We start from the raw sequence: 19343 nt of genomic DNA, 5'->3' as shown, positions 1-19343 counted from the left end.
CGGGTCAGGCCTGCCCGGGGCGGAAGTGCTCGATCAGCCGGGCGTATCCGTCCCCTGACTGGCCGCGGGCGATGGCTGCGGTCAGCAGGCCCCGGGTGAACTCCGGCAGCGACGCGTCGATGCCGCGGGCGCGGCTCTCGTCGATCAGGTGCTCGACAGGCGACAGATGGGAGGCGAGCGACGCGTCGACGGCCGCGAAGTCACCGCTGTCGACCTGGTCGGCGACCACCCCGGTGAACACGCCGATGGCGCCGAGCCACGAGGTGGCGAACGGCAGGAACTCCTTGGCGGTGACGCCGTCGGCGGCCAGCAGCGCCGCCGCGTGCACGAAGCCGTTCAGGCTGCCCCACATGATGCCGAGCAGCGCCACGTCGTACAGGGAGGCGATGCCGGTGTCCTCACTCAGGTGTGTGGTGCCGCCTCCGAGCAGCCGCAGGGTGTCCTCGTGCGCCGCGAACACGTCGGCGGGCCCGGCGTACAGCAGGACGGTGTCCGGCAGACCGATGCCGGGCGGCGTCATCATGATGGCGCCGTCCAGGTAGGCCGCGCCGTGCCCGGCGGCCCAGGCCGCCATCTCGCGCGCCTCGGCCGACGAGCCCGATGTCAGGTTCACGACGGTGCGACCGGAGAGGGCGTCGGCGACCGGGTCGAGGAACTCGCGCACCGCGCGGTAGTCGCGGACGCAGACGATCAGCAGATCGCCGGCCTCTACGGCGCGCCGGACGTCGGCGGCTTCGCGTGCGCCGCGTTCCACCAGGGCGTCCGCCCTGCCCGGGGTGCGGTTCCAGACGGTCGTCTCGCGGTCGCCGACGAGCATCGCCGAGGCCAGCGCCTGGCCCATCAGGCCGAGGCCGAAGACGGTGACGGTGCTGGTGCCGGAGTCGGTGCCGGCGTCGGTACGGGTGCCGCCCATGAGTTGTGCTCCTTGAGGTGTGCGTCTGCGTTCGTGAAGAAGCCTCGCAAGCGGCGAACCGTCACGACATGGGCAGGACTGACGACATTCACCAGATTCCTGCCATAGGCTTCCGATGTGAGCGAACCCAGCGCCCCGAGTGAGCCGAGCGACCCGAGGCGCCCCGGGTCCGTCGCCCTGGTGGTCTTCAACGACCGGGCTCTCCCGCCGTGGGACATGTTCGAGATCGGGCTGGCCTGCGCCGTGTTCGGCGTCCGGCACGACGGACTCTTCGACCCCTGGTACGACCTGCGACTGTGCGGCGTATCACCGGAAGCGGCGGACGGCGCGCCGGGGTTCGCGCTGAACGCGCCCTACGGGCTCGACGAACTGGCCCGCGCCGACACCGTCCTCGTCCCGGCGGTGCCGGAGGAGTGCATCGACGGCACCCGTGAGGTCCCGGCCGAGCTGATCGCCGCGCTGCGCGAGGCCGCCGACGCGGGGAAGCGGATCGCCTCGCTCTGCAACGGCGCGTTCGCGCTCGCCGCCGCCGGACTGCTGGACGGCCGCCCGGCCACCGCGCACTGGGCGCACACCGCGACCCTCGCCCGCCGCTACCCGAAGGTCGACGTCGACGACCAGGTCCTCTACATCGACGACGGTAACGTGCTGACCAGCGCCGGCATGAGCGGCGGCCTGGACCTGTGCCTGCACCTGGTGCGCCGGGACCTCGGCGCGCAGGTCGCGAACCAGCTGGCTCGCGTCCTCGTCGTGCCGGCCCACCGGCCGGGCGGACAGGCCCAGTTCGTCGAGCGCCCGGTTCCCGAGACCGACGACGACAGCCTCATGCCGGTCCTGGCCTGGGCTGCCGACAACCTCCACCGGACGCTCCCGGTCGACGATCTCGCCGCACGTGCCGGCATGAGCCCGCGGACCTTCCACCGCCGGATGCGGTCGGCGGTCGGCATCACACCGCTGCAATGGCTGCTGGCCCAACGCCTGAACAGGGCACAGGAACTGCTGGAGACGACCGACCTCCCGATCGACCACGTCGGGGAGCGGAGCGGGCTCGGGACGGCGAACAACCTGCGCCGCCTGTTCGCCCTGCACCTGGGCGTGTCCCCGACGGAGTACCGGCGGGCTTTCCCGTCCGCACACCCGGCCCGCGGCCCGCGGCCGGCCGGCCGGATGGCGGACGCCAGGGCATAGGGAGTGTCCACCGTGCGGGGCGGGCGCGGGCGGGCGGGCGGGCGGGCGGCGCAGTGGGGATCTCAGGCCGCGGTCATGCCGCCGTCCACCGTGAATTCCGCGCCGGTGATGTACGAGGAGGCGTCCGAGCACAGGAACAGCACCAGCCCGCCGACCTCCTCGGGGCGGCCCATCCGGCCCAGCGCCAGGTGCGCCCAGTCCCGCCCGGCGACCGCCCCGGCGACCATCGGGGTGTCGACCGCCCCGGGGTGCACCGAGTTGACCCGGATCCGGTCCGCGCCCAGGTCGAGCGCGGCCGAGCGGGTCAGGCCGCGCAGCCCGGACTTGGTGGACCCGTAGGCCGCGTGGCCGGGGATGCCGACCAGGCCGGCGGTGGAGGAGATGTTGACGATCGACCCGCCGCCGGCCGCCCGCAGCACCGGGGCGACCGCCCGGATGCCGAGGAAGGGGCCGAGCAGGTTGACCCGGATCAGCTCCTCGAAGCCCTCCAGGCTCTGCTGCTCCACGTGCGCGGTGCGCCACAGCGCCGCGTTGTTGACCAGCGCCGAGACCGTGCCGAAGGCGTCGACCGCCGCGCGTACCGCCGCGTCCCAGCCCACCGGGTCGGCCACGTCGTGACGGACGAACACGCCCTGGCCGCCGAGTTCGGCGGCGACCGCCCGGCCCTCCTCCTCCCTCAGGTCGGTGAGGACGACCCGCGCCCCCGCCTCCGCGCACAACCGGGCCTCGGCCGCGCCCTGGCCGCGTCCCGCGCCGGTGATCAGCACCACCTTGCCGTCGAGTGCGGTCACTCCCCCACCCTCCGAACAGTCACGCCGGGAAACCCGGCTATTTCTAATAGGCATACATGTAGCAGGCGTGGCCGCAGAGAGGAAGACGGCCGGACGGCGGTGCGCGCCCCGGCCTAGACTGCGCACCGTGGCAGACGACACGACGGACACGGCACGGGACCCCGGGAACCGGCGCGGCCTCCCCGCGACCGGCTGGGCCGTGCTCGGCCTGCTGTCCTTCGGCGGCGAACTCTCCGGCTACGACCTGAAGAAGTGGTCGGACCGGTCCCTGTGCTTCTTCTACTGGAGCCCGTCCTTCAGCCAGATCTACAGCGAGCTCAAGCGGCTGGAGAAGGCCGGCTACGCCGCCTCGCGGATGGTCGCCCAGGAGACCGGGACCCGCGACAAGCGGGTGTACCGGATCACCGACGAGGGCCTGGCCGCCGTACGGGACTGGGCACGCGAGACCCCGGTCGACGCGCCGGTGCTCAAGCACGGCCCGATGCTCCGGCTCTGGCTGGGGCACCTGCTGGAGCCGGGACAGATGCGCGAAGTCCTGCGCCGGCAAGAGGAGTTCGCCGAGTCGATGCGGCTGCGCGCGGCGGCCGACGCGCGGGACGCACAGGACGCAGAGGACGCAGAGGGTGCGCAGGACGAGCGGGACACGCAGGAGGTCCGGGACGGGGCCGCGGGGGCGTACCCGGCGCTCACGCTCAAGTGGGCCGAGCGGTACTACGCCTCCGAGCGCGACCTCGCGACCGCCATGCTCTCCGACATCGAGCGGCTCGGCGCGGAAGCCGACGGGCGCCTCTAGAGGTCACGGAGCGCCGCACCGGCCGTCGGCCCGCCTGGCGCTTTGATGGAGCTATGACGACGAACAACTGGGCAGCGTTCGAGAAGGCCGAGCCGGAGTTCGCGGACCAGGTGCAGAAGCGCTTCGGGCAGTACAAGCACCACGTCCTGGCCACCCTGCGCCGGGACGGCTCGCCCCGGGTGAGCGGCCTGAACACCGAGTTCCGCGGCGGGGAGCTGTGGCTGGGGATGATGCCCGGCTCGATGAAGGCGCTGGACCTCCGGCACGACCCGCGGTTCTCGCTGCACAGCAACCCGGGCGCGGACGAGACCATGCCGGACGGGGACGTGCGGATCTCGGGCCGGGCGATCGAGGTCGTGGACCCGCCGGAGCAGCACCGGTTCGCGGAGGAGACCGGGACGGAGCACCCGTTCCACCTGTTCCGCGTGGAGCTGACGGAGGTGGTGCGGATCAGCGTGGAGGGCGACGAGCTGGTGGTCCGGGCCTGGACCCCGGCGAAGGGCCTGCACACCCTGCGCCGGGGCGACGACGACGAGCCGGTGAGGGAGGACCCGCCCGGAGCGGCCTCCTGAGGGGCGCCTCCGGGAGGCGGGCCCGGGATTCTCAGGAGACGAGGAGGACGGCGAGGGCCGGCCCGAAGGCCCCGCCGAGCTGGTAGCAGAGGGTGAAGAGGCCGAGGGCGGCGGGCCGCTGTCCCGCGTCGACCCGGGCGGCGGCCCGCACCCCGAGGGTGGCCTGGCCACCGGTGGTCGCGAACACGGCCAGGCCGGCGGCGGGCAGCAGCAGCGCGGCCCACGGGCCGGCCACGGCCATCGCCAGGGCCAGGCCGCCGGCCGTGAGCAGCACGGCGAGCACCCGGCCGTGGCCGAGCCGGACGGAGGCCGCCGCCAGCAGCCAGGACAGGACGGAGCCGGTCAGCAGGGCTGCCAGCTGCCCGGCGCCGATGGCTCCGGCGGACCAGTCGGTGCGCTCGCCCAGCCACCGCGGGACGGCGAACAGCAGGGTGAAGTACGAGGTGGACAGCGCGCCGGCGATCAGCGCGGAGGAGAGGAAGCCGGGGGCGCGCAGCACGGCGACGGGCACGAAGCCCGTGGAACGGGCGCGGACGTGGGCGGCGAGCAGGGCGCCCAGCGGGAGGGCGAGGGCCAGGGCGGGCAGCGGGTGGCGGGGTACCAGCACCAGGGCGGTGACCAGGGCGAGGAGCAGCCCGGCGCCGCGCCCGTCGAAGGGGGTGGCCGGGTCGGGCCGCCCCGCGCGGGTGTGCCGGGCGACGGCCGGTACGGCGACCAGCGCGAGGACGGACACCGAGAGCGCGACCCGCCACGACAGGGCCCCCTCGATCCAGGAGCCCAGGAGGGGCCCGGTGGCTCCGAGCACACCGAACCCGGCGCTGACCACGCCCATCCGGCGGGCGGATCCGGCCAGGCCGAGGGCGACCGCGATCAGCCCGGCCGCGCCGAGCGCCTGCGCGGTCCGGCCCGCCAGGGCCAGGGGCAGCCAGGGGGCCGCGGCGAGCACCACCGTCCCACCGAGGACCAGCAGGGCGCCGGTCCACAGCGCCGGGCGGGCGCCGCGCTGCCGCACCAGGCCGGCCATCAGCGGGGTGCCGATCGCCATGCCCCAGGCATAGAGCTGTACGAACCAGGCGGCGGAGGCGGTCCCGGTCCCCCAGGCGGCGGCGATGTCGGGCAGGGTCAGCACGGGTGCGTTGGCCCCGGCGGCGGCCGGGGTGGCGAGCAGGGCCAGCCACAGGGGGTGGACGGGCGCCGCCCCGCGGCCCGCTTCCACCGCCGGACCCGCAGCCGCAGCCGCACCCGGACCCGCACCCGAGCCCCTTCGCACCGTCCGCGTCCCCAGCCGCACGCCCATGACGACCCCCACCTCTCAACATTCACTATCTCAACGTTAAGAGAATGGCCCGTGATTCGCTGCCCGTCAAGTCTCTTAACATTGAGAAGGTCTACGTTGAGAGGAGAGTGCGGTGAGCGACGCGATCGACGCGATCATCGGCCAGTGGGGTGCGGAACGACCCGATCTGGAAGCGGAGATGTGGCCCGTCCAGCTGCTGGGCCGGGTCCAGCGCCTGTCCCGCGTCATCGACCGCGAGTACAAGGCCTTCCTCGGCGGGCACGGCCTGGAACTCGGCGAGTTCGACGTGCTGACCACCCTGCGGCGCTCCGGTCCGCCGTACGCGATGACGGCCGGCGCCTTCCTGAAGGCCTCCATGGTCACCTCGGGCGCGATCACCAACCGGATCGACCGCATGGAGGCCAAGGGCCTGGTCGAACGCGTCCGCGACCCGGAGGACCGCCGCCAGGTACTGATCCGGCTCACCCCGCACGGCCGCACCCTCATCGACGAGGTGATGGAGGGCCACTTCCGGAACCTCGCCGACATCCTCGGGGGCCTGCCCCGCGAGGAGGCCGAGGCCGCCGGAGCCACCCTCCGCACCCTCCTGGAGTCGCTCGGCGACACCTCCCTCGGCTAGGCCGTCACCGTCCGCGGACGGCAAGGGCGCCGGGGAGGGGCCGAGCCGAAGGCCCGGGTCAGTGGTCCGGGTCAGTGGTCCGGGTCGTACGGGTCGTTGGGGAGCGGTGCGAACGGTGTCCGCGTGTGCCCCTCGGGTGAGCAGCCGGCGAACGGGCCCTGCCCGGGGTCCATCAGAACGCGCAGGTGCGGGTCGGCATGCTGGATCCACCACGTGGTCATGCCGAGGGCCGGGTCATGGCGCAGGTGCTCCCAGGCCAGCCAGAGCGCGGAGAGCCGGGCCCCGGCCTCGGGGTGGTCCCACCAGCGCGGGCACCATGTCGCCGACGTCCCGTCCAGCGGGCGGCGGATGACGTGGGCCAGGTAGGCGGTGACGAACTCGAAGACGTCGGCGAAGTAGAACGCGGGCTCGTCACCGGGGGCGGCGTCCGAGGCCGGCGCGGGGAAGACGGAACGCGGTTCGCGCCGCGGCCTGGGCGGGGCGTACGCGTGCAGCAGCGCGCCCAGGGCGCCGTCGCGCCGCCGGAGCTCGTCCAGGAGCCAGCCCTGGAGCTGTTCCTGCAGCTCGGCGACCTCGGCATAGGCATCCGCCTCCAGGCAGTCGACGAGCCGCTTCCTCCAGTCGTCCAGCTGCCGGGCGCGATGGCTCTCCTCGCGCGCCGACCGGGCGCCGGCCAGAAAGGAGGCCAAGGTCACGTGGTGACTCCTCGCCCACTCCTCGCCCGCGGCCTCGGCGGTGACCATCGCCGCCACCCGCCGCGCATGGGCGGTCGCCGCACCGTCCGTGGAGCCGGTGTTCTCGTTCGATGCTTCGTCCATGGAGCGACGATAACCCATTATCGTCGCAGCGACGATAATGCGGAACGTCTTCCTTGGAGCCCAATTGACCACCCTCAGCGCCCGGGCGCGCCCGCCCGGGGAACCACCCGGGGTTCCGGCCGCGTCGGATACCGCGTGCAGAAGAGGAAAAGCAGATTCCTGACCCTGGCCGCCGTACTCCTGGCCCTGCAGGGCGCCACCCTGGTCGCTCCGGCGTACGCGTGCGGCTGCGGGGCCATGGTCACCGACCGCACCGCGCGGCTGGGCGTGGAGAAGGAGACGTCGGCGGTCCATTGGGACGGGCGCACCGAGCAGATCGTCATGAGCTTCACCGTGAACGGGGACGCACCGCGGGCCGCGTGGATCATGCCGGTGCCGAGCCGGGCGACGGTGGAGCTCGGCGACCCGGCCCTGTTCGCCGATCTGGCCTGGCTGACCAGGCCGGAGCGGAAGACCCGCCACTACTTCTGGCCCCGGGGGAACGACTGGCCGTTCTCCAGCGGTACGAGCGACGGCGCAGCCGCCGCCGCGCCAGGCGCGGGCGCGCCGGTCGGCGTGGTCGGGCGCGAGCAGCTCGGCGACTTCGACGTGGCCCGGCTGACCGCCACGGACCCCGAAGCGCTGCGGAACTGGCTCGCCTCCAACGGCTTCGAGCTGCCGCCCGGCCTGGCCTCGGAACTGCGCCCGTACGTGGAACAGCGCTGGGAGTACGTCGCCGTACGCCTCGCCCCGCGCGAGCCGGGCCGGAAGCTGTACGGCACCCTGGACCCGCTGCGGATCCGCTTCGCCAGCGACCGCCTGGTCTATCCGATGCGCCTGTCCAGGCTGGCCCGTACGCCGCAGGCACTCGGCCTGTACGTGCTGGCCGACCACCGCATGGAGCCCCGTGACGCGATCGGCGGCGAAGCCCCCGAGGTCACCTTCGCGGGACGCGTCGAGCCTGACTCCGACGCCCCCCTGGCCTCCCTGACCAACGGCCGACCGGTCTTCCTGACCGCCGTCGAGCAGGACTTCCCGCGGCCGTCCGCCATCACCTCCGACCACGAACTCGTCCGCAGCCCGAAGGACACCCCGTACCGCCGCGCCACGTACACCAACGCGCTCCTCACCGTCGGCCCCGGCATCCCGGCCTGGCTGCTCACCACGGCCTCCGTCCTCCTGGCGGCGACCGCGGCACTGGTCACACTCCGCCTCCGCCGCCGGGCGCGCCCCGCCGCCGCCCGCTGATCCGAGCCCGTGGTACGGGGCCTGACGGGCAGGCACGGAAAATGCGGTGCCCGGGACCGGCACCGCTCCCTACACTCGCGGTGGCGAACGGGCGAGTACCCGCTCGCGCCGTCGTCCCGTACCGAACCGAAGAGAAGGGGAACAGGTCATGTGCCGCAGCCGTGTCATCGCCGCCGCTGCCGCCGTCGCCTTCGTTCCCCCCGCCCGGTACGACGTGATCCGGGTGTCCTCGTGCATGCGGTGCCGGCTGCGCGGCCGTCACCGCATGCCCGTGACGCACTTCTGAGCCTGAGTCGCCCTCACGCGCTCCGCCGTCCGGGGAATCGCGCTGCCCTGCTCGCACGCACGCATTCTTCGAAAGGCCATCGGCCATGCGCACGCACCTCGTCAACCCCCTGAGCACCGTCCGCAACATCGGCATCCTCGCCCACGTCGACGCCGGCAAGACCACCCTCACCGAACGCGTCCTGTTCGCGACCGGCACCATCCACAAACGGGGCGAGGTCCACGACGGCACCACCGTCACCGACTTCGACGCGCAGGAACGCGCCCGCGGCATCACCATCTTCGCCGCGGCCGTCAGCTGCACCTGGGACGGGCACCGGGTCAACCTGATCGACACCCCCGGCCACGTCGACTTCTCCGACGAGGTCGAACGCTCCCTGCGGGTGCTGGACGGGGCGGTCGCCGTGTTCGACGCCGTCGCCGGGGTGGAACCGCAGAGCGAATCGGTGTGGCGGCAGGCCGACCGGCACGGCGTCCCGCGGATCGCGTTCGTCAACAAGCTGGACCGGGCGGGCGCCGACCTCGACCGGGCGGTCGCCTCGATCCGGGACCGGCTGGGCGCCGTACCGCTGGTGGTGCAGCTGCCGATCGGCGGGGAGTCCGGCTTCACCGGCCTCGTGGACCTCCTCCGCATGGAGGCCCTGACCTGGGACGGCACCTCCGACGCACACACCGTCGGCGCGGTCCCGCCGGAACTCCGTGAGGAAGCGGGCCGACGGCGCCGCCTCCTGGAGGAGACGGTCGCCGGCCTCCATCCGGCCGCGCTGGAGGAGTTCTGCACGGCGGGCACCCTGACCGCCGGGACCCTTTCCACGGCCCTTCGCGAACTGACCCTGTCCGGGGACGGCGTGGTGGTGCTGTGCGGATCGGCGTACAAGAACCGTGGCGTCGAACCGCTGCTGGACGCGGTCCTGGCGTACCTGCCCTCCCCCGCCGACGTCCCGCCGGTACGCGGCACCCTGGCGGAAACGGAACAGGAACGGGAAGCGGACCCCTCCGCCCCCTTCACCGCCCTGGCCTTCAAGGTCGCGGCGACCCCGACGGGCAGGCTCACGTACGTACGCGTCTACGCGGGCACGCTCCGCAAGGGCGAGTCGGTGCTGGACCCTGTCACCGGCCGGACCGAACGCATCGGCCGCATCCTGCGGGTGCAGGCCGACCGCCACCAGGAAAGGGAGGAGGCGGTGGCGGGTGACATCGTCGCGGTCATCGGGCTGAAGTCGGCCCGCGCCGGCACCACGCTCTGCGCGCCGTCGGCCCCCCTGGTGCTCGAACCGCCGTCGGCGGCCGAGCCGGTGGTGTCGGTGGCCGTCGAGGCCCGCCGGAGCACCGACACCGGCCGGCTGGCGTCCGCCCTGGCCCATCTGATGGAGGAGGACCCGTCCCTGGTCGTCCGCACGGACGGCGAGACCGGCCAGACCCTGCTCTCCGGGATGGGAGAACTGCACCTGGAGGTGGCGGTGGAGAAGATCCGCCGCGACCGCGGGGTGGAGGTCACGGTCGGCCGCCCCCAGGTCTCGTACCGGGAGACGGTGGTCCGCGGGGTGGCGGGCTTCGTCCACCGGCACGTCAAACAGGACGGCGGCGCGGGCCAGTTCGCGCACATCGTCCTCGACGTGGAACCGCTCACCGGAGAAGAGGAGACCTTCGTGTTCCGCTCGACGGTGACCGGCGGCCGGGTGCCGCAGGAGTTCGTGCGCGCGGTGGAGGCCGGCTGCCGGGACGCCCTGGCGGAGGGCCCGCTGGGCGGCCACCCGGTGACGGGCCTCAGGGTCACGCTCACCGACGGCGCGACCCACACCAAGGACTCCTCGGAGATGGCGTTCCGGGCGGCGGGCCGCTTCGGCCTGCGCGAGGCACTCCGCGCGAGCACCCTCGAACTTCTGGAACCCGTCGCGGAGGTCACGGTCACCGTCCCGGAGGACGCGGTCGGCGGAGTCCTCGGTGACCTCGCCTCCCGCCGGGGCCGCGTCTCCGGCTCCACCTCCCGCTCCGGCACCTCGGTGATCACGGCGGAGGTCCCGCTGGCCGAACTCTTCGGCTACGCCTCCCGCCTCCGCAGCCGCACCCAGGGCCGCGGCACCTTCACCACCCGCCCCTCGGGCCTCGCCCCGGCCCCGGCGGCGGTCGCGGCCGAGCTCCTGAAGCGGTAGCGCCGGCCCGCCCTGCGGACAGCCGCGCCGCACCCGGCGACATCTGCGGGTCGCGGCGCGGCGGCGGGACGGGCAGCGAGCGTTCTCAGAACGGAGGCTCTTCCGAATAGCCACCACGCGTCCGGGCGTCCCATTCGGCGGCCAGGCGGGCGCGGAGCACGCGGGCCGCGATGTCCTCCGCGGTCTCCAGCTCGCGGATGTCGTGGCCCCATGCCTTGAGCGCCTCCAGAGTACGATCGCGTGTGCGGCGGTCCGTGCTCGTGGTCAGCAAGTCGTTGGCATGGGAAACGAGTTCGCCCTTGTGCGGCGCGAGGTCGGGGTGTTCCGCCAGGGGGACGGCTGCGACGAGGGCGGCATGCCGCACCTTCGCATCCTCGTGGTCGAGGAGGGGCCGGACCCCGGAGTAGAGCGCGGGGCGCAGGTCCCGGAACGCCCGGATCTCGGGGCATTCGTCGAGGAACGTCTTGCCGAAGAAGCGTTCGCCTGCGGCGACGGTCGCGTCGTCGGCGTCGTCGGCGGTTTCCCTGAGCCAGTCCAGCAGTGCCGCACGGGTGGGGCGGCGGTACGGCGCCCGGGCGTCTCCCTGCCCGTTTTCCCCCGTTGCGATGGCCGGGTGGCCGAGGATCGCGGCGACGTACAACGCCACCGGCACGGTGGCTTCGTAGATGCTGTTCTGGTGGGTGACGGCTCCGAGCGCATCCCTGACGGCGACCGCCCTGATGTCCGGGTCGGCGTCGAGGAGGAGTGCCAGAGCCCCGGGCAGATCCTCTCCCGTCCCGGCCGGGGTGGCCAGCGAACCCCAGTCCGTACCGTCCAGGAGCGTTTGGTGATGCGGGAGTTCGGCGCCCTGCGCGTCGCCGTTCCGGCTGAGGAGGTCGGTCACGGTACGGAGGCTAGTGCGGGCAGCGGCACTCGTGACACCCGGGTGGCACCCGCCCCCGGAACACGCCACGGCGCCCGTCATCCCTGGTCGGGGACATGACGGGCGCCGTGTCGGAGTTCCGCACGCCGTTGTACGGACCGTATGAGGGGTCCCCGGCCGGAGCCGGAGGGCTACTGCAAGACCTCAACCCCCACCCGACGGCCGGAGGCCGGCGCAGCCGGGCGAAGCCCGGGAGGCCGCCTGCGGCCGAGCGGTGCGAGTGCGGCGTCCAGGACTGGTGTCATGACGGGCGCCGTGTCGGAGTTCCGCACGCCGTTGTACGGACCGTATGAGGGGTCCCCGGCCGGAGCCGGAGGGCTACTGCAAGATCCCGGTGCCCGGGGCGGGAGGCCCCGGGGCACCGAAAGTGCTGTGCGTCAGACCGCGATCGCGCGGTCGGTCGGCTTGACCGGGTACGGGAGGGTGCTCGCGCCCGTCAGGTAGCGGTCCACGCCGCGGGCGGCCGAGCGGCCTTCCGCGATGGCCCACACGATCAGGGACTGGCCGCGGCCGGCGTCGCCGGCGACGAAGACGCCGTCGACGTTGGTCGCGTACGAGGCGTCGCGGGCGATGTTGCCCCGCGCGTCCAGGTCCACGCCGAACTGCTCGACCAGACCGTTGGCCTGGTCCGTGCCGGTGAAGCCCATGGCCAGGGTGACCAGCTGGGCCGGGATGACCCGCTCGGTGCCCGGCTTCGTGGTCAGCTTGCCGTCCACGAACTCGACCTCGACCAGGTGCAGCGCCTGGACGTTGCCGTCCTCGTCGCCCTCGAAGCGGGTGGTGTTGACGGAGTAGATCCGCTCGCCGCCCTCCTCGTGGGCCGAGGTGACCTTGTACAGCATCGGGAAGGTCGGCCAGGGCTGGGAGACCGCGTTCCGCTCCTCGTTCGGGCGGGGCATGATCTCCAGCTGGGTGACCGAGGCCGCGCCCTGGCGGTGGGCGGTGCCCACGCAGTCCGCGCCGGTGTCGCCGCCGCCGATGACCACCACGTGCTTGCCCTCGGCGGTGATCGGCGGGGCGAGGAAGTCGCCCTCCTGGACCTTGTTCGCGAGTGGCAGGTACTCCATCGCGAAGTGGATGCCGTTCAGCTCCCGGCCAGGTACCGGCAGGTCGCGGGAGACGGTGGCGCCGGCGGCCACGACCACCGCGTCGAACCGCTTCCGCAGGTCGGTCGCCGTGATGTCGCGGCCGACCTCGATGCCGGTGCGGAACTTGGTGCCCTCCGCGCGCATCTGCTCGATGCGGCGGTTGATGTGCACCTTCTCCATCTTGAACTCGGGGATGCCGTAGCGGAGCAGGCCGCCGATGCGGTCCGCGCGCTCGTACACCACCACGGTGTGGCCGGCCCGGGTCAGCTGCTGGGCCGCGGCCAGACCCGCCGGGCCCGAGCCGATGACGGCGACGGTCTTGCCGGACAGGCGCTCCGGGGCCTGCGGGGTGACGTCCCCGTTGTCCCACGCCTTGTCGATGATCGAGACCTCGACGTTCTTGATGGTGACGGCCGGCTGGTTGATGCCGAGCACGCACGCCGACTCACACGGGGCCGGGCACAGACGGCCCGTGAACTCCGGGAAGTTGTTCGTCGCGTGCAGCCGCTCCGACGCCGCCGACCAGTCCTCGCGGTAGGCGAAGTCGTTCCACTCGGGGATCAGGTTCCCCAGCGGGCAGCCGTTGTGGCAGAACGGGATGCCGCAGTCCATGCAGCGGCCGGCCTGCTTGCTGATGATCGGCAGCAGGGAGCCGGGGACGTAGACCTCGTTCCAGTCCTGGAGCCGCTCCTCGACGGGACGCGAGCAGGCGGTCTGGCGGGTGGTGGTGAGGAAGCCCTTCGGGTCAGCCATGGGTCGCCGCCTCCATCATCTTCTCGGTGGTCTCGGCCTCGGAGAGACCGGCCAGCTCAGCGGCGTCCTTGGCGGCGAGCACTGCCTTGTACGTGGTCGGGATGATCTTGCTGAACCGGGCCGCCGCGGCGTCCCAGTCGGCGAGGAGCTTCGCGGCCACCGTCGAGCCGGTCTCCTCCTCGTGGCGGCGCACCACGTCGTGCAGCCACTGCTTGTCCTCGTCGGACGGGGCCTCGACGGCGTCGAGGTTGCCGACGTTGACGTTGTCGCGGTCGAGGTCGATGACGTACGCGACGCCACCGGACATGCCGGCCGCGAAGTTGCGCCCGGTCTCGCCGAGGACGACCGCCGTACCGCCGGTCATGTACTCGCAGCCGTGGTCGCCCACGCCCTCCGAGACCACCAGCGCACCGGAGTTGCGGACGCAGAAGCGCTCGCCGGTGCGACCGCGGAGGAACATCTCACCGCTGGTCGCGCCGTAGCCGATGGTGTTGCCGGCGATGACCGAGTACTCGGCCAGGTGGTCGGCGCCGAGGTCCGGGCGGACCACGACCCGGCCGCCGGAGAGGCCCTTGCCGACGTAGTCGTTGGCGTCGCCCTCCAGGCGGAGGGTGACACCCTTCGGCACGAAGGCGCCGAAGGACTGGCCGGCGCTGCCGGTGAAGGTCAGGTCGATGGTGTCGTCGGGCAGGCCCGCACCGCCGAACTTCTTGGTGACCTCGTGGCCGAGCATGGTGCCGACGGTCCGGTTGATGTTCCGGATCGCGACCCGGGCCCGGACCGGCTGCGCCTCCTGCGCGGTGGCGGCGGTCAGCGCGTCGGCGGCGAGCTCGATCAGCTCGTTGTCGAGCGCCTTCTCCAGGCCGTGGTCCTGGGCGACCAGGGCGTGGCGGACCGCGCCCTCCGGCAGGTCCGGCACGTGGAACAGCGGCTCCAGGTCGAGACCCTGCGCCTTCCAGTGGGTGACGGCACGCGAGGTGTCGAGCAGCTCGGCGTGACCGACGGCCTCCTCGATCGTGCGGAAGCCCAGCTCGGCGAGGAGCTCGCGCACCTCCTCCGCGATGAACTCGAAGAAGTTCACCACGAACTCCGGCTTGCCGGAGAAGCGGTCGCGGAGCACCGGGTTCTGGGTGGCGATGCCGACCGGGCAGGTGTCCAGGTGGCAGACGCGCATCATGACGCAGCCGGAGACGACGAGCGGCGCGGTCGCGAAACCGAACTCCTCGGCGCCGAGCAGCGCGGCGATGACCACGTCGCGGCCGGTCTTGAGCTGGCCGTCGGTCTGGACGACGATCCGGTCGCGCAGGCCGTTGAGCAGCAGGGTCTGCTGGGTCTCGGCCAGGCCGAGCTCCCAGGGGCCGCCCGCGTGCTTCAGCGAGGTCAGCGGGGAGGCACCCGTGCCGCCGTCGTGGCCGGAGATCAGGACCACGTCCGCGTGCGCCTTGGAGACACCCGCGGCGACCGTGCCGACGCCGACCTCGGAGACGAGCTTCACGTGGATGCGCGCGCCCGGGTTGGCGTTCTTGAGGTCGTGGATCAGCTGAGCCAGGTCCTCGATGGAGTAGATGTCGTGGTGCGGCGGCGGGGAGATCAGGCCGACGCCCGGGGTGGAGTGCCGGGTCTTGGCGACCCACGGGTAGACCTTGTGGCCGGGCAGCTGGCCGCCCTCGCCGGGCTTGGCACCCTGCGCCATCTTGATCTGGATGTCGTCCGCGTTGACCAGGTACTCGGAGGTGACGCCGAAGCGGCCGGAGGCGACCTGCTTGATCGACGAACGGCGCGCCGGGTCGTACAGGCGCTCCGGGTCCTCGCCGCCCTCACCGGTGTTGGACTTGCCGCCCAGCTGGTTCATGGCGATGGCGAGGGTCTCGTGCGCCTCCTTGGAGATGGAGCCGTACGACATGGCGCCGGTGGAGAAGCGCTTGACGATCTCGGAGACCGGCTCGACCTCGTCGATGGAGATCGACGGGCGGTCGGAGGTGAGGCCGAACAGGCCGCGGAGCGTCATGAGGCGCTCGGACTGCTCGTTCACCCGGTCCGTGTACTGCTTGAAGATGTCGTAGCGGCGCTGCCGGGTGGCGTGCTGGAGGCGGAAGACCGTGTCCGGGTCGAACAGGTGCGGCTCGCCCTCGCGGCGCCACTGGTACTCGCCGCCGATCTCCAGCGCGCGGTGCGCCGGGGCGATGCCGGAGGCCGGGTACGCCTTGGCGTGGCGGGCGGCCACCTCCTTGGCGATGACGTCCAGGCCGGCGCCGCCGATCTTGGTGGCGGTGCCCTGGAAGTACTTCGCGACGAACTCGTCGTTCAGGCCGATGGCCTCGAAGACCTGCGCGCCGCGGTAGGAGGCGACGGTGGAGATGCCCATCTTGGACATGACCTTCAGTACGCCCTTGCCGAGGGAGTAGATCAGGTTCTTGATGGCCTTCTCGGGCTCCAGGCCGGAGAGGAAGGTGCCTGCGCGCAGCAGGTCCTCGACCGACTCCATGGCCAGGTACGGGTTGACGGCCGCGGCACCGTAACCGATGAGGAGGGCCACGTGGTGGACCTCGCGGACGTCGCCGGCCTCGACCAGCAGGCCCACGTGGGTGCGCTGCTTGGTGCGGATGAGGTGGTGGTGCACCGCGGAGGTGAGCAGCAGCGACGGGATCGGCGCGTGCTCGGCGTCCGAGTGGCGGTCCGAGAGGACGATCAGGCGGGCGCCGTCCTCGATGGCGGCGTCGGCCTCGGCGCAGATGGCCTCGATGCGGGCGGCGAGGGCCTCGCCGCCGCCGGAGACCCGGTACAGGCCGGACAGGGTCGCGGCCTTCATGCCCGGCATGTCGCCGTCGGCGTTGATGTGGATGAGCTTGGCGAGCTCGTCGTTGTCGATCACCGGGAACGGCAGCATCACGTTGCGGCAGGACGCGGCGCTCGGCTCCAGCAGGTTCGCCTGGGGACCGATGTGGGAGCGCAGCGAGGTGACGAGCTCCTCGCGGATGGCGTCCAGCGGCGGGTTGGTGACCTGCGCGAACAGCTGGGTGAAGTAGTCGAACAGCAGCCGGGGGCGCTCGGAGAGCGCGGCGATCGGCGAGTCGGTGCCCATGGAGCCGATCGGCTCGGCGCCGGTGCGGGCCATCGGCGCGAGGAGGACGCGGAGCTCTTCCTCGGTGTAGCCGAAGGTCTGCTGGCGGCGGGTGACCGAGGCGTGGGTGTGGACGATGTGCTCGCGCTCGGGGAGGTCCTCGAGCTCGATCTCGCCGGACTCCAGCCATTCGGCGTACGGGGCCTCGGCCGCGAGCTGCGCCTTGATCTCGTCGTCCTCGATGATCCGCTTCTGGGCGGTGTCGACGAGGAACATGCGGCCGGGCTGCAGGCGGCCCTTGCGGACGACCTTGGCCGGGTCGATGTCGAGGACGCCGACCTCGGAGCCGAGGACGACGAGGCCGTCGTCGGTGACCCAGTAGCGGCCCGGGCGCAGACCGTTGCGGTCGAGGACCGCGCCGACCTGGGTGCCGTCGGTGAAGGTGACGCAGGCGGGGCCGTCCCACGGCTCCATCATCGTCGCGTGGTACTGGTAGAACGCCTTGCGCGCCGGGTCCATGGAGGTGTGGTTCTCCCACGCCTCGGGGATCATCATCAGCACGCTGTGCGGCAGCGAGCGGCCGCCGAGGTGGAGGAGCTCCAGGACCTCGTCGAAGGAGGCCGAGTCGGAGGCGTCCGGGGTGCAGATCGGGAAGATCCGCGAGAGGTCCTTGCCGTCCTTGCCGCCGAAGAGCTCGGAGGCGAGCTGGGACTCGCGGGCGCGCATCCAGTTGCGGTTGCCCTTGACCGTGTTGATCTCGCCGTTGTGCGCGACGAAGCGGTACGGGTGGGCGAGCGGCCACGACGGGAAGGTGTTCGTGGAGAACCGGGAGTGGACCAGGGCGATCGCCGAGGCGAAGCGGCGGTCGGAGAGGTCCGGGAAGAAGGGCTCCAGCTGGCCGGTGGTCAGCATGCCCTTGTAGACGATGGTGCGCGACGACAGCGACGGGAAGTAGGTGCCGGCCTCGCGCTCGGCGCGCTTGCGCAGCACGAAGGCCTTGCGGTCCAGCTCGATGCCCGAGTTGCCGTTGCTCACGAACAGCTGGCGGAAGGCGGGCATGGTGGTGCGGGCGCCGTTGCCGAGCAGGTCGGGGGTGACGGGGACCTCGCGCCAGCCGAGGACGGTGAGGCCCTCCTCGGCGGCGATCGCCTCGATCTGCTCGACGGCGACGACCTGTGCGTTGTCGTCGCCGGCGAGGAAGGCGATGCCGACGGCGTAGGCGCCGGCCTCGGGGAGCTCGAACCCGGCGACCTCGCGGAGGAAGGCGTCCGGGACCTGGGAGAGGATGCCCGCGCCGTCGCCGGAGTCGGGCTCGGAGCCGGTGGCTCCGCGGTGTTCGAGGTTCCGCAGGACGGTCAGTGCCTGCTCGACGAGCGTGTGGGTCGCCTCGCCGGTGAGGTTCGCCACGAAGCCGACGCCGCAGGCGTCCTTCTCGTTGCGCGGGTCGTACATGCCCTGGGGGGCGGGGCGACCGTCCATGGGCGACCAGGCGGTGCTGCTGGGGCCGGTCGCGGAGTGCGTGGACGCGGAACGCATCGGCTCTCCCGTCGTCGTCGTGGCATAGGTGCGTGCCGAGGGACGACGTTGGCCCTCTGCGAAATTTCGTGCAGGTTACATGATGACGGCAATCCCGCGAACCGGATATCACGTTTCACCATGCGGACACTGCACGAAGCAGAAAGAAAGGGGACCTTCGCGGGGAGTGTCGGCGGGTCGTTGGCGACGGCCGGAGGGTCCCTGGCGCGGGGCGGGCATCCTTGCCCGCGCCGCCACGGTCTCATGCCCGGTGGACACGGAACCGAAACCACCGGGAAACAGACGAGATGCGACCTTTTATTTATGTGGGGTCACGCATAGTGTCTCACTCCCGGAAGCGTCAGCCTACGGCCGAACCGATCCAGGTTCCCAGGATGTACGTCACACCGGCCGCCGCGCCACCCAGCAGGAGCTGGCGCAGCCCGCTGTACCACGCCGAGGCCGCGGTGACCTTGGCGACCACCGCGCCGCACAGGAACAGTCCCGCCAGGGCCATCAGCACGGCCGGCCACAGGGCGGTCGCCCCGAGCAGGTACGGCAGTACGGGCACCAGCGCGCCCAGCGCGAACGAGCCGAACGAGGACACGGCGGCGACCAGCGGCGACGGCAGGTCGTCCGGGTCTATGCCGAGCTCCTCACGGGCGTGGATCCCCAGCGCCTGCTCGGGGTCCCGGGAGAGCTGCATGGCGACCTCGCGGGCCAGCGCGGGCTCGACGCCCCGGGACACGTAGAGCTCGGCGAGCTCCTCCATCTCGTCGACCGGGTGCTTGCGCAACTGCTGGCGCTCGACCTCGAGTTCCGCGAGGACCAGTTCCCGCTGGGACGCGACGGAGGTGTACTCCCCCGCCGCCATGGAGAAGGCGCCGGCCGCGAGTCCGGCGAGGCCGGTGATCACGACGGTCTGCGGGGCGACGGCGCCGCCCGCCACTCCGGTCATCAGGGCGAGGTTGGAGACCAGTCCGTCCATCGCGCCGAAGACCGCCGGCCGCAGCCATCCGCCGTTGACGTCACGGTGGGTGTGGTTGTCGCGGTGCGCCTCGTGCAGCGGCGCCTCGGTGGTGATGATGGACATGCCCTGCTCCCCTTCCCCCGGATTCCCCCCGGGTTCCCTCGGATGCGTGACCGGATGCGGGCGCGCCGGACACGGGCACGGCAAAATACGGGCATACCACGCGAAGTGCGCGGCCCCGGTGCGGGCCGACCGGCCCCCCTGAACACCTCGAAACTACGCACGATTTCCGGCGGCCGCCAGCAAGGAAGGCCGTACTTACCTGCGGTTTTGCGCTTCGGCGACCGGGTGACGGGCGGCTTCGGGGGGTGTTTCGCG

Annotated in this window: 15 protein-coding genes; 7 read left to right on the top strand and 8 right to left on the bottom strand. The window is 72.4% G+C overall.

Features of this window, described 5'->3' with window-relative positions; all coding sequences use genetic code 11:
* Positions 1–4: 4 nt before the first annotated feature.
* A complete protein-coding gene (locus ACGFQ9_RS26230) occupies positions 5–913 on the bottom strand; it encodes an NAD(P)-dependent oxidoreductase (RefSeq protein ID WP_393576998.1) in 909 nt (302 codons plus the stop codon).
* 216 nt (positions 914–1129) lie between these two features.
* Here ACGFQ9_RS26230 and ACGFQ9_RS26225 point away from each other — a divergent pair, with 216 nt between their 5' ends.
* Positions 1130–2101 (top strand): GlxA family transcriptional regulator, encoded by a 972-nt coding sequence (locus ACGFQ9_RS26225; RefSeq protein WP_393577112.1) that lies wholly within the window; start codon positions 1130–1132, stop codon positions 2099–2101.
* A gap of 62 nt (positions 2102–2163) precedes the next feature.
* Here the strand turns inward: ACGFQ9_RS26225 and ACGFQ9_RS26220 are convergent, their stop codons facing one another.
* A complete protein-coding gene (locus tag ACGFQ9_RS26220; protein ID WP_393576996.1) occupies positions 2164–2892 on the bottom strand; it encodes an SDR family NAD(P)-dependent oxidoreductase in 729 nt (242 codons plus the stop codon).
* A 118-nt stretch (positions 2893–3010) separates the two neighbouring features.
* On the opposite strand from ACGFQ9_RS26220, the gene ACGFQ9_RS26215 reads away from it, so the two are divergent.
* Both ACGFQ9_RS26215 and ACGFQ9_RS26210 read left to right on the top strand, forming a co-directional pair.
* Positions 3011–3685, top strand: a complete 675-nt coding sequence (locus ACGFQ9_RS26215; protein ID WP_393577110.1) for a PadR family transcriptional regulator — start codon at positions 3011–3013, stop codon at positions 3683–3685.
* A 53-nt stretch (positions 3686–3738) separates the two neighbouring features.
* Positions 3739–4257 (top strand): pyridoxamine 5'-phosphate oxidase family protein, encoded by a 519-nt coding sequence (locus tag ACGFQ9_RS26210; RefSeq protein ID WP_393576994.1) that lies wholly within the window; start codon positions 3739–3741, stop codon positions 4255–4257.
* Positions 4258–4288: 31 nt separating this feature from the next.
* On the opposite strand, the gene ACGFQ9_RS26205 is transcribed toward ACGFQ9_RS26210, so the two are convergent.
* Complete coding sequence (locus ACGFQ9_RS26205; RefSeq protein ID WP_393576992.1) at positions 4289–5473, bottom strand: MFS transporter; 1185 nt, start codon at positions 5471–5473, stop codon at positions 4289–4291.
* Between the two features lie 193 nt (positions 5474–5666).
* Between ACGFQ9_RS26205 and ACGFQ9_RS26200 the strand changes: the two genes are divergently transcribed.
* Entirely contained in the window at positions 5667–6173 is a 507-nt protein-coding gene (locus ACGFQ9_RS26200; protein WP_393576990.1) for a MarR family winged helix-turn-helix transcriptional regulator, read from the top strand.
* 71 nt (positions 6174–6244) lie between these two features.
* On the opposite strand, the gene ACGFQ9_RS26195 is transcribed toward ACGFQ9_RS26200, so the two are convergent.
* The gene (locus ACGFQ9_RS26195; RefSeq protein ID WP_393576989.1) at positions 6245–6991 is read right to left on the bottom strand and encodes a DUF4913 domain-containing protein; all 747 of its coding nucleotides are present in this window, start codon (positions 6989–6991) and stop codon (positions 6245–6247) included.
* Positions 6992–7126: 135 nt separating this feature from the next.
* Between ACGFQ9_RS26195 and ACGFQ9_RS26190 the strand changes: the two genes are divergently transcribed.
* The 3 genes from ACGFQ9_RS26190 to fusA all read left to right on the top strand — a co-directional run bounded on the left by ACGFQ9_RS26190 (position 7127) and on the right by fusA (position 10656).
* Positions 7127–8218, top strand: coding sequence for a DUF2330 domain-containing protein (locus ACGFQ9_RS26190; protein WP_393576987.1), 1092 nt, complete (start codon positions 7127–7129; stop codon positions 8216–8218).
* A gap of 148 nt (positions 8219–8366) precedes the next feature.
* A complete protein-coding gene (locus ACGFQ9_RS26185; protein ID WP_393576986.1) occupies positions 8367–8504 on the top strand; it encodes a hypothetical protein in 138 nt (45 codons plus the stop codon).
* Positions 8505–8589: 85 nt separating this feature from the next.
* Positions 8590–10656 carry an elongation factor G gene (gene fusA, locus ACGFQ9_RS26180; protein ID WP_393576985.1) on the top strand — a complete coding sequence of 689 codons (2067 nt, stop codon included), beginning with the start codon at positions 8590–8592 and terminating at the stop codon, positions 10654–10656.
* An 85-nt stretch (positions 10657–10741) separates the two neighbouring features.
* Here fusA and ACGFQ9_RS26175 read toward each other — a convergent pair whose 3' ends face one another.
* The 4 genes from ACGFQ9_RS26175 to ACGFQ9_RS26160 all read right to left on the bottom strand — a co-directional run bounded on the left by ACGFQ9_RS26175 (position 10742) and on the right by ACGFQ9_RS26160 (position 19088).
* Positions 10742–11539: a hypothetical protein gene (locus tag ACGFQ9_RS26175; RefSeq protein WP_393576984.1), complete on the bottom strand. Its 798-nt coding sequence runs from the start codon at positions 11537–11539 to the stop codon at positions 10742–10744.
* Positions 11540–11955: 416 nt separating this feature from the next.
* The gene (locus ACGFQ9_RS26170) at positions 11956–13419 is read right to left on the bottom strand and encodes a glutamate synthase subunit beta (protein WP_393576983.1); all 1464 of its coding nucleotides are present in this window, start codon (positions 13417–13419) and stop codon (positions 11956–11958) included.
* The gene (gltB, locus tag ACGFQ9_RS26165; protein WP_393577109.1) at positions 13412–17959 is read right to left on the bottom strand and encodes a glutamate synthase large subunit; all 4548 of its coding nucleotides are present in this window, start codon (positions 17957–17959) and stop codon (positions 13412–13414) included. Before gltB ends, ACGFQ9_RS26170 begins: the two co-directional genes overlap by 8 nt.
* Positions 17960–18356: 397 nt before the next feature.
* Positions 18357–19088, bottom strand: coding sequence for a VIT1/CCC1 transporter family protein (locus ACGFQ9_RS26160; protein ID WP_393576981.1), 732 nt, complete (start codon positions 19086–19088; stop codon positions 18357–18359).
* Positions 19089–19343: the final 255 nt, after the last annotated feature.

Source organism: Streptomyces sp. NPDC048603 (assembly GCF_043199475.1).
Classification (GTDB): domain Bacteria; phylum Actinomycetota; class Actinomycetes; order Streptomycetales; family Streptomycetaceae; genus Streptomyces.
The sequence above is the reverse complement of the archived record's forward strand: the minus strand, read 5'-3'. Positions and strand labels throughout refer to the sequence as shown.

Bases quoted from the DNA above. Each gene is read 5' to 3' on its own strand.
- ACGFQ9_RS26230 (WP_393576998.1), bottom strand. From the start codon at position 913: ATGGGCGGCACCCGTACCGACGCCGGCACCGACTCCGGCACCAGCACC.
- ACGFQ9_RS26225 (WP_393577112.1), top strand. From the start codon at position 1,130: ATGTTCGAGATCGGGCTGGCCTGCGCCGTGTTCGGCGTCCGGCACGAC.
- ACGFQ9_RS26210 (WP_393576994.1), top strand. From the start codon at position 3,739: ATGACGACGAACAACTGGGCAGCGTTCGAGAAGGCCGAGCCGGAGTTC.
- ACGFQ9_RS26195 (WP_393576989.1), bottom strand. From the start codon at position 6,991: ATGGACGAAGCATCGAACGAGAACACCGGCTCCACGGACGGTGCGGCG.
- ACGFQ9_RS26185 (WP_393576986.1), top strand. From the start codon at position 8,367: ATGTGCCGCAGCCGTGTCATCGCCGCCGCTGCCGCCGTCGCCTTCGTT.
- fusA (WP_393576985.1), top strand. From the start codon at position 8,590: ATGCGCACGCACCTCGTCAACCCCCTGAGCACCGTCCGCAACATCGGC.
- ACGFQ9_RS26170 (WP_393576983.1), bottom strand. From the start codon at position 13,419: ATGGCTGACCCGAAGGGCTTCCTCACCACCACCCGCCAGACCGCCTGC.
- gltB (WP_393577109.1), bottom strand. From the start codon at position 17,959: ATGGACGGTCGCCCCGCCCCCCAGGGCATGTACGACCCGCGCAACGAG.
- ACGFQ9_RS26160 (WP_393576981.1), bottom strand. From the start codon at position 19,088: ATGTCCATCATCACCACCGAGGCGCCGCTGCACGAGGCGCACCGCGAC.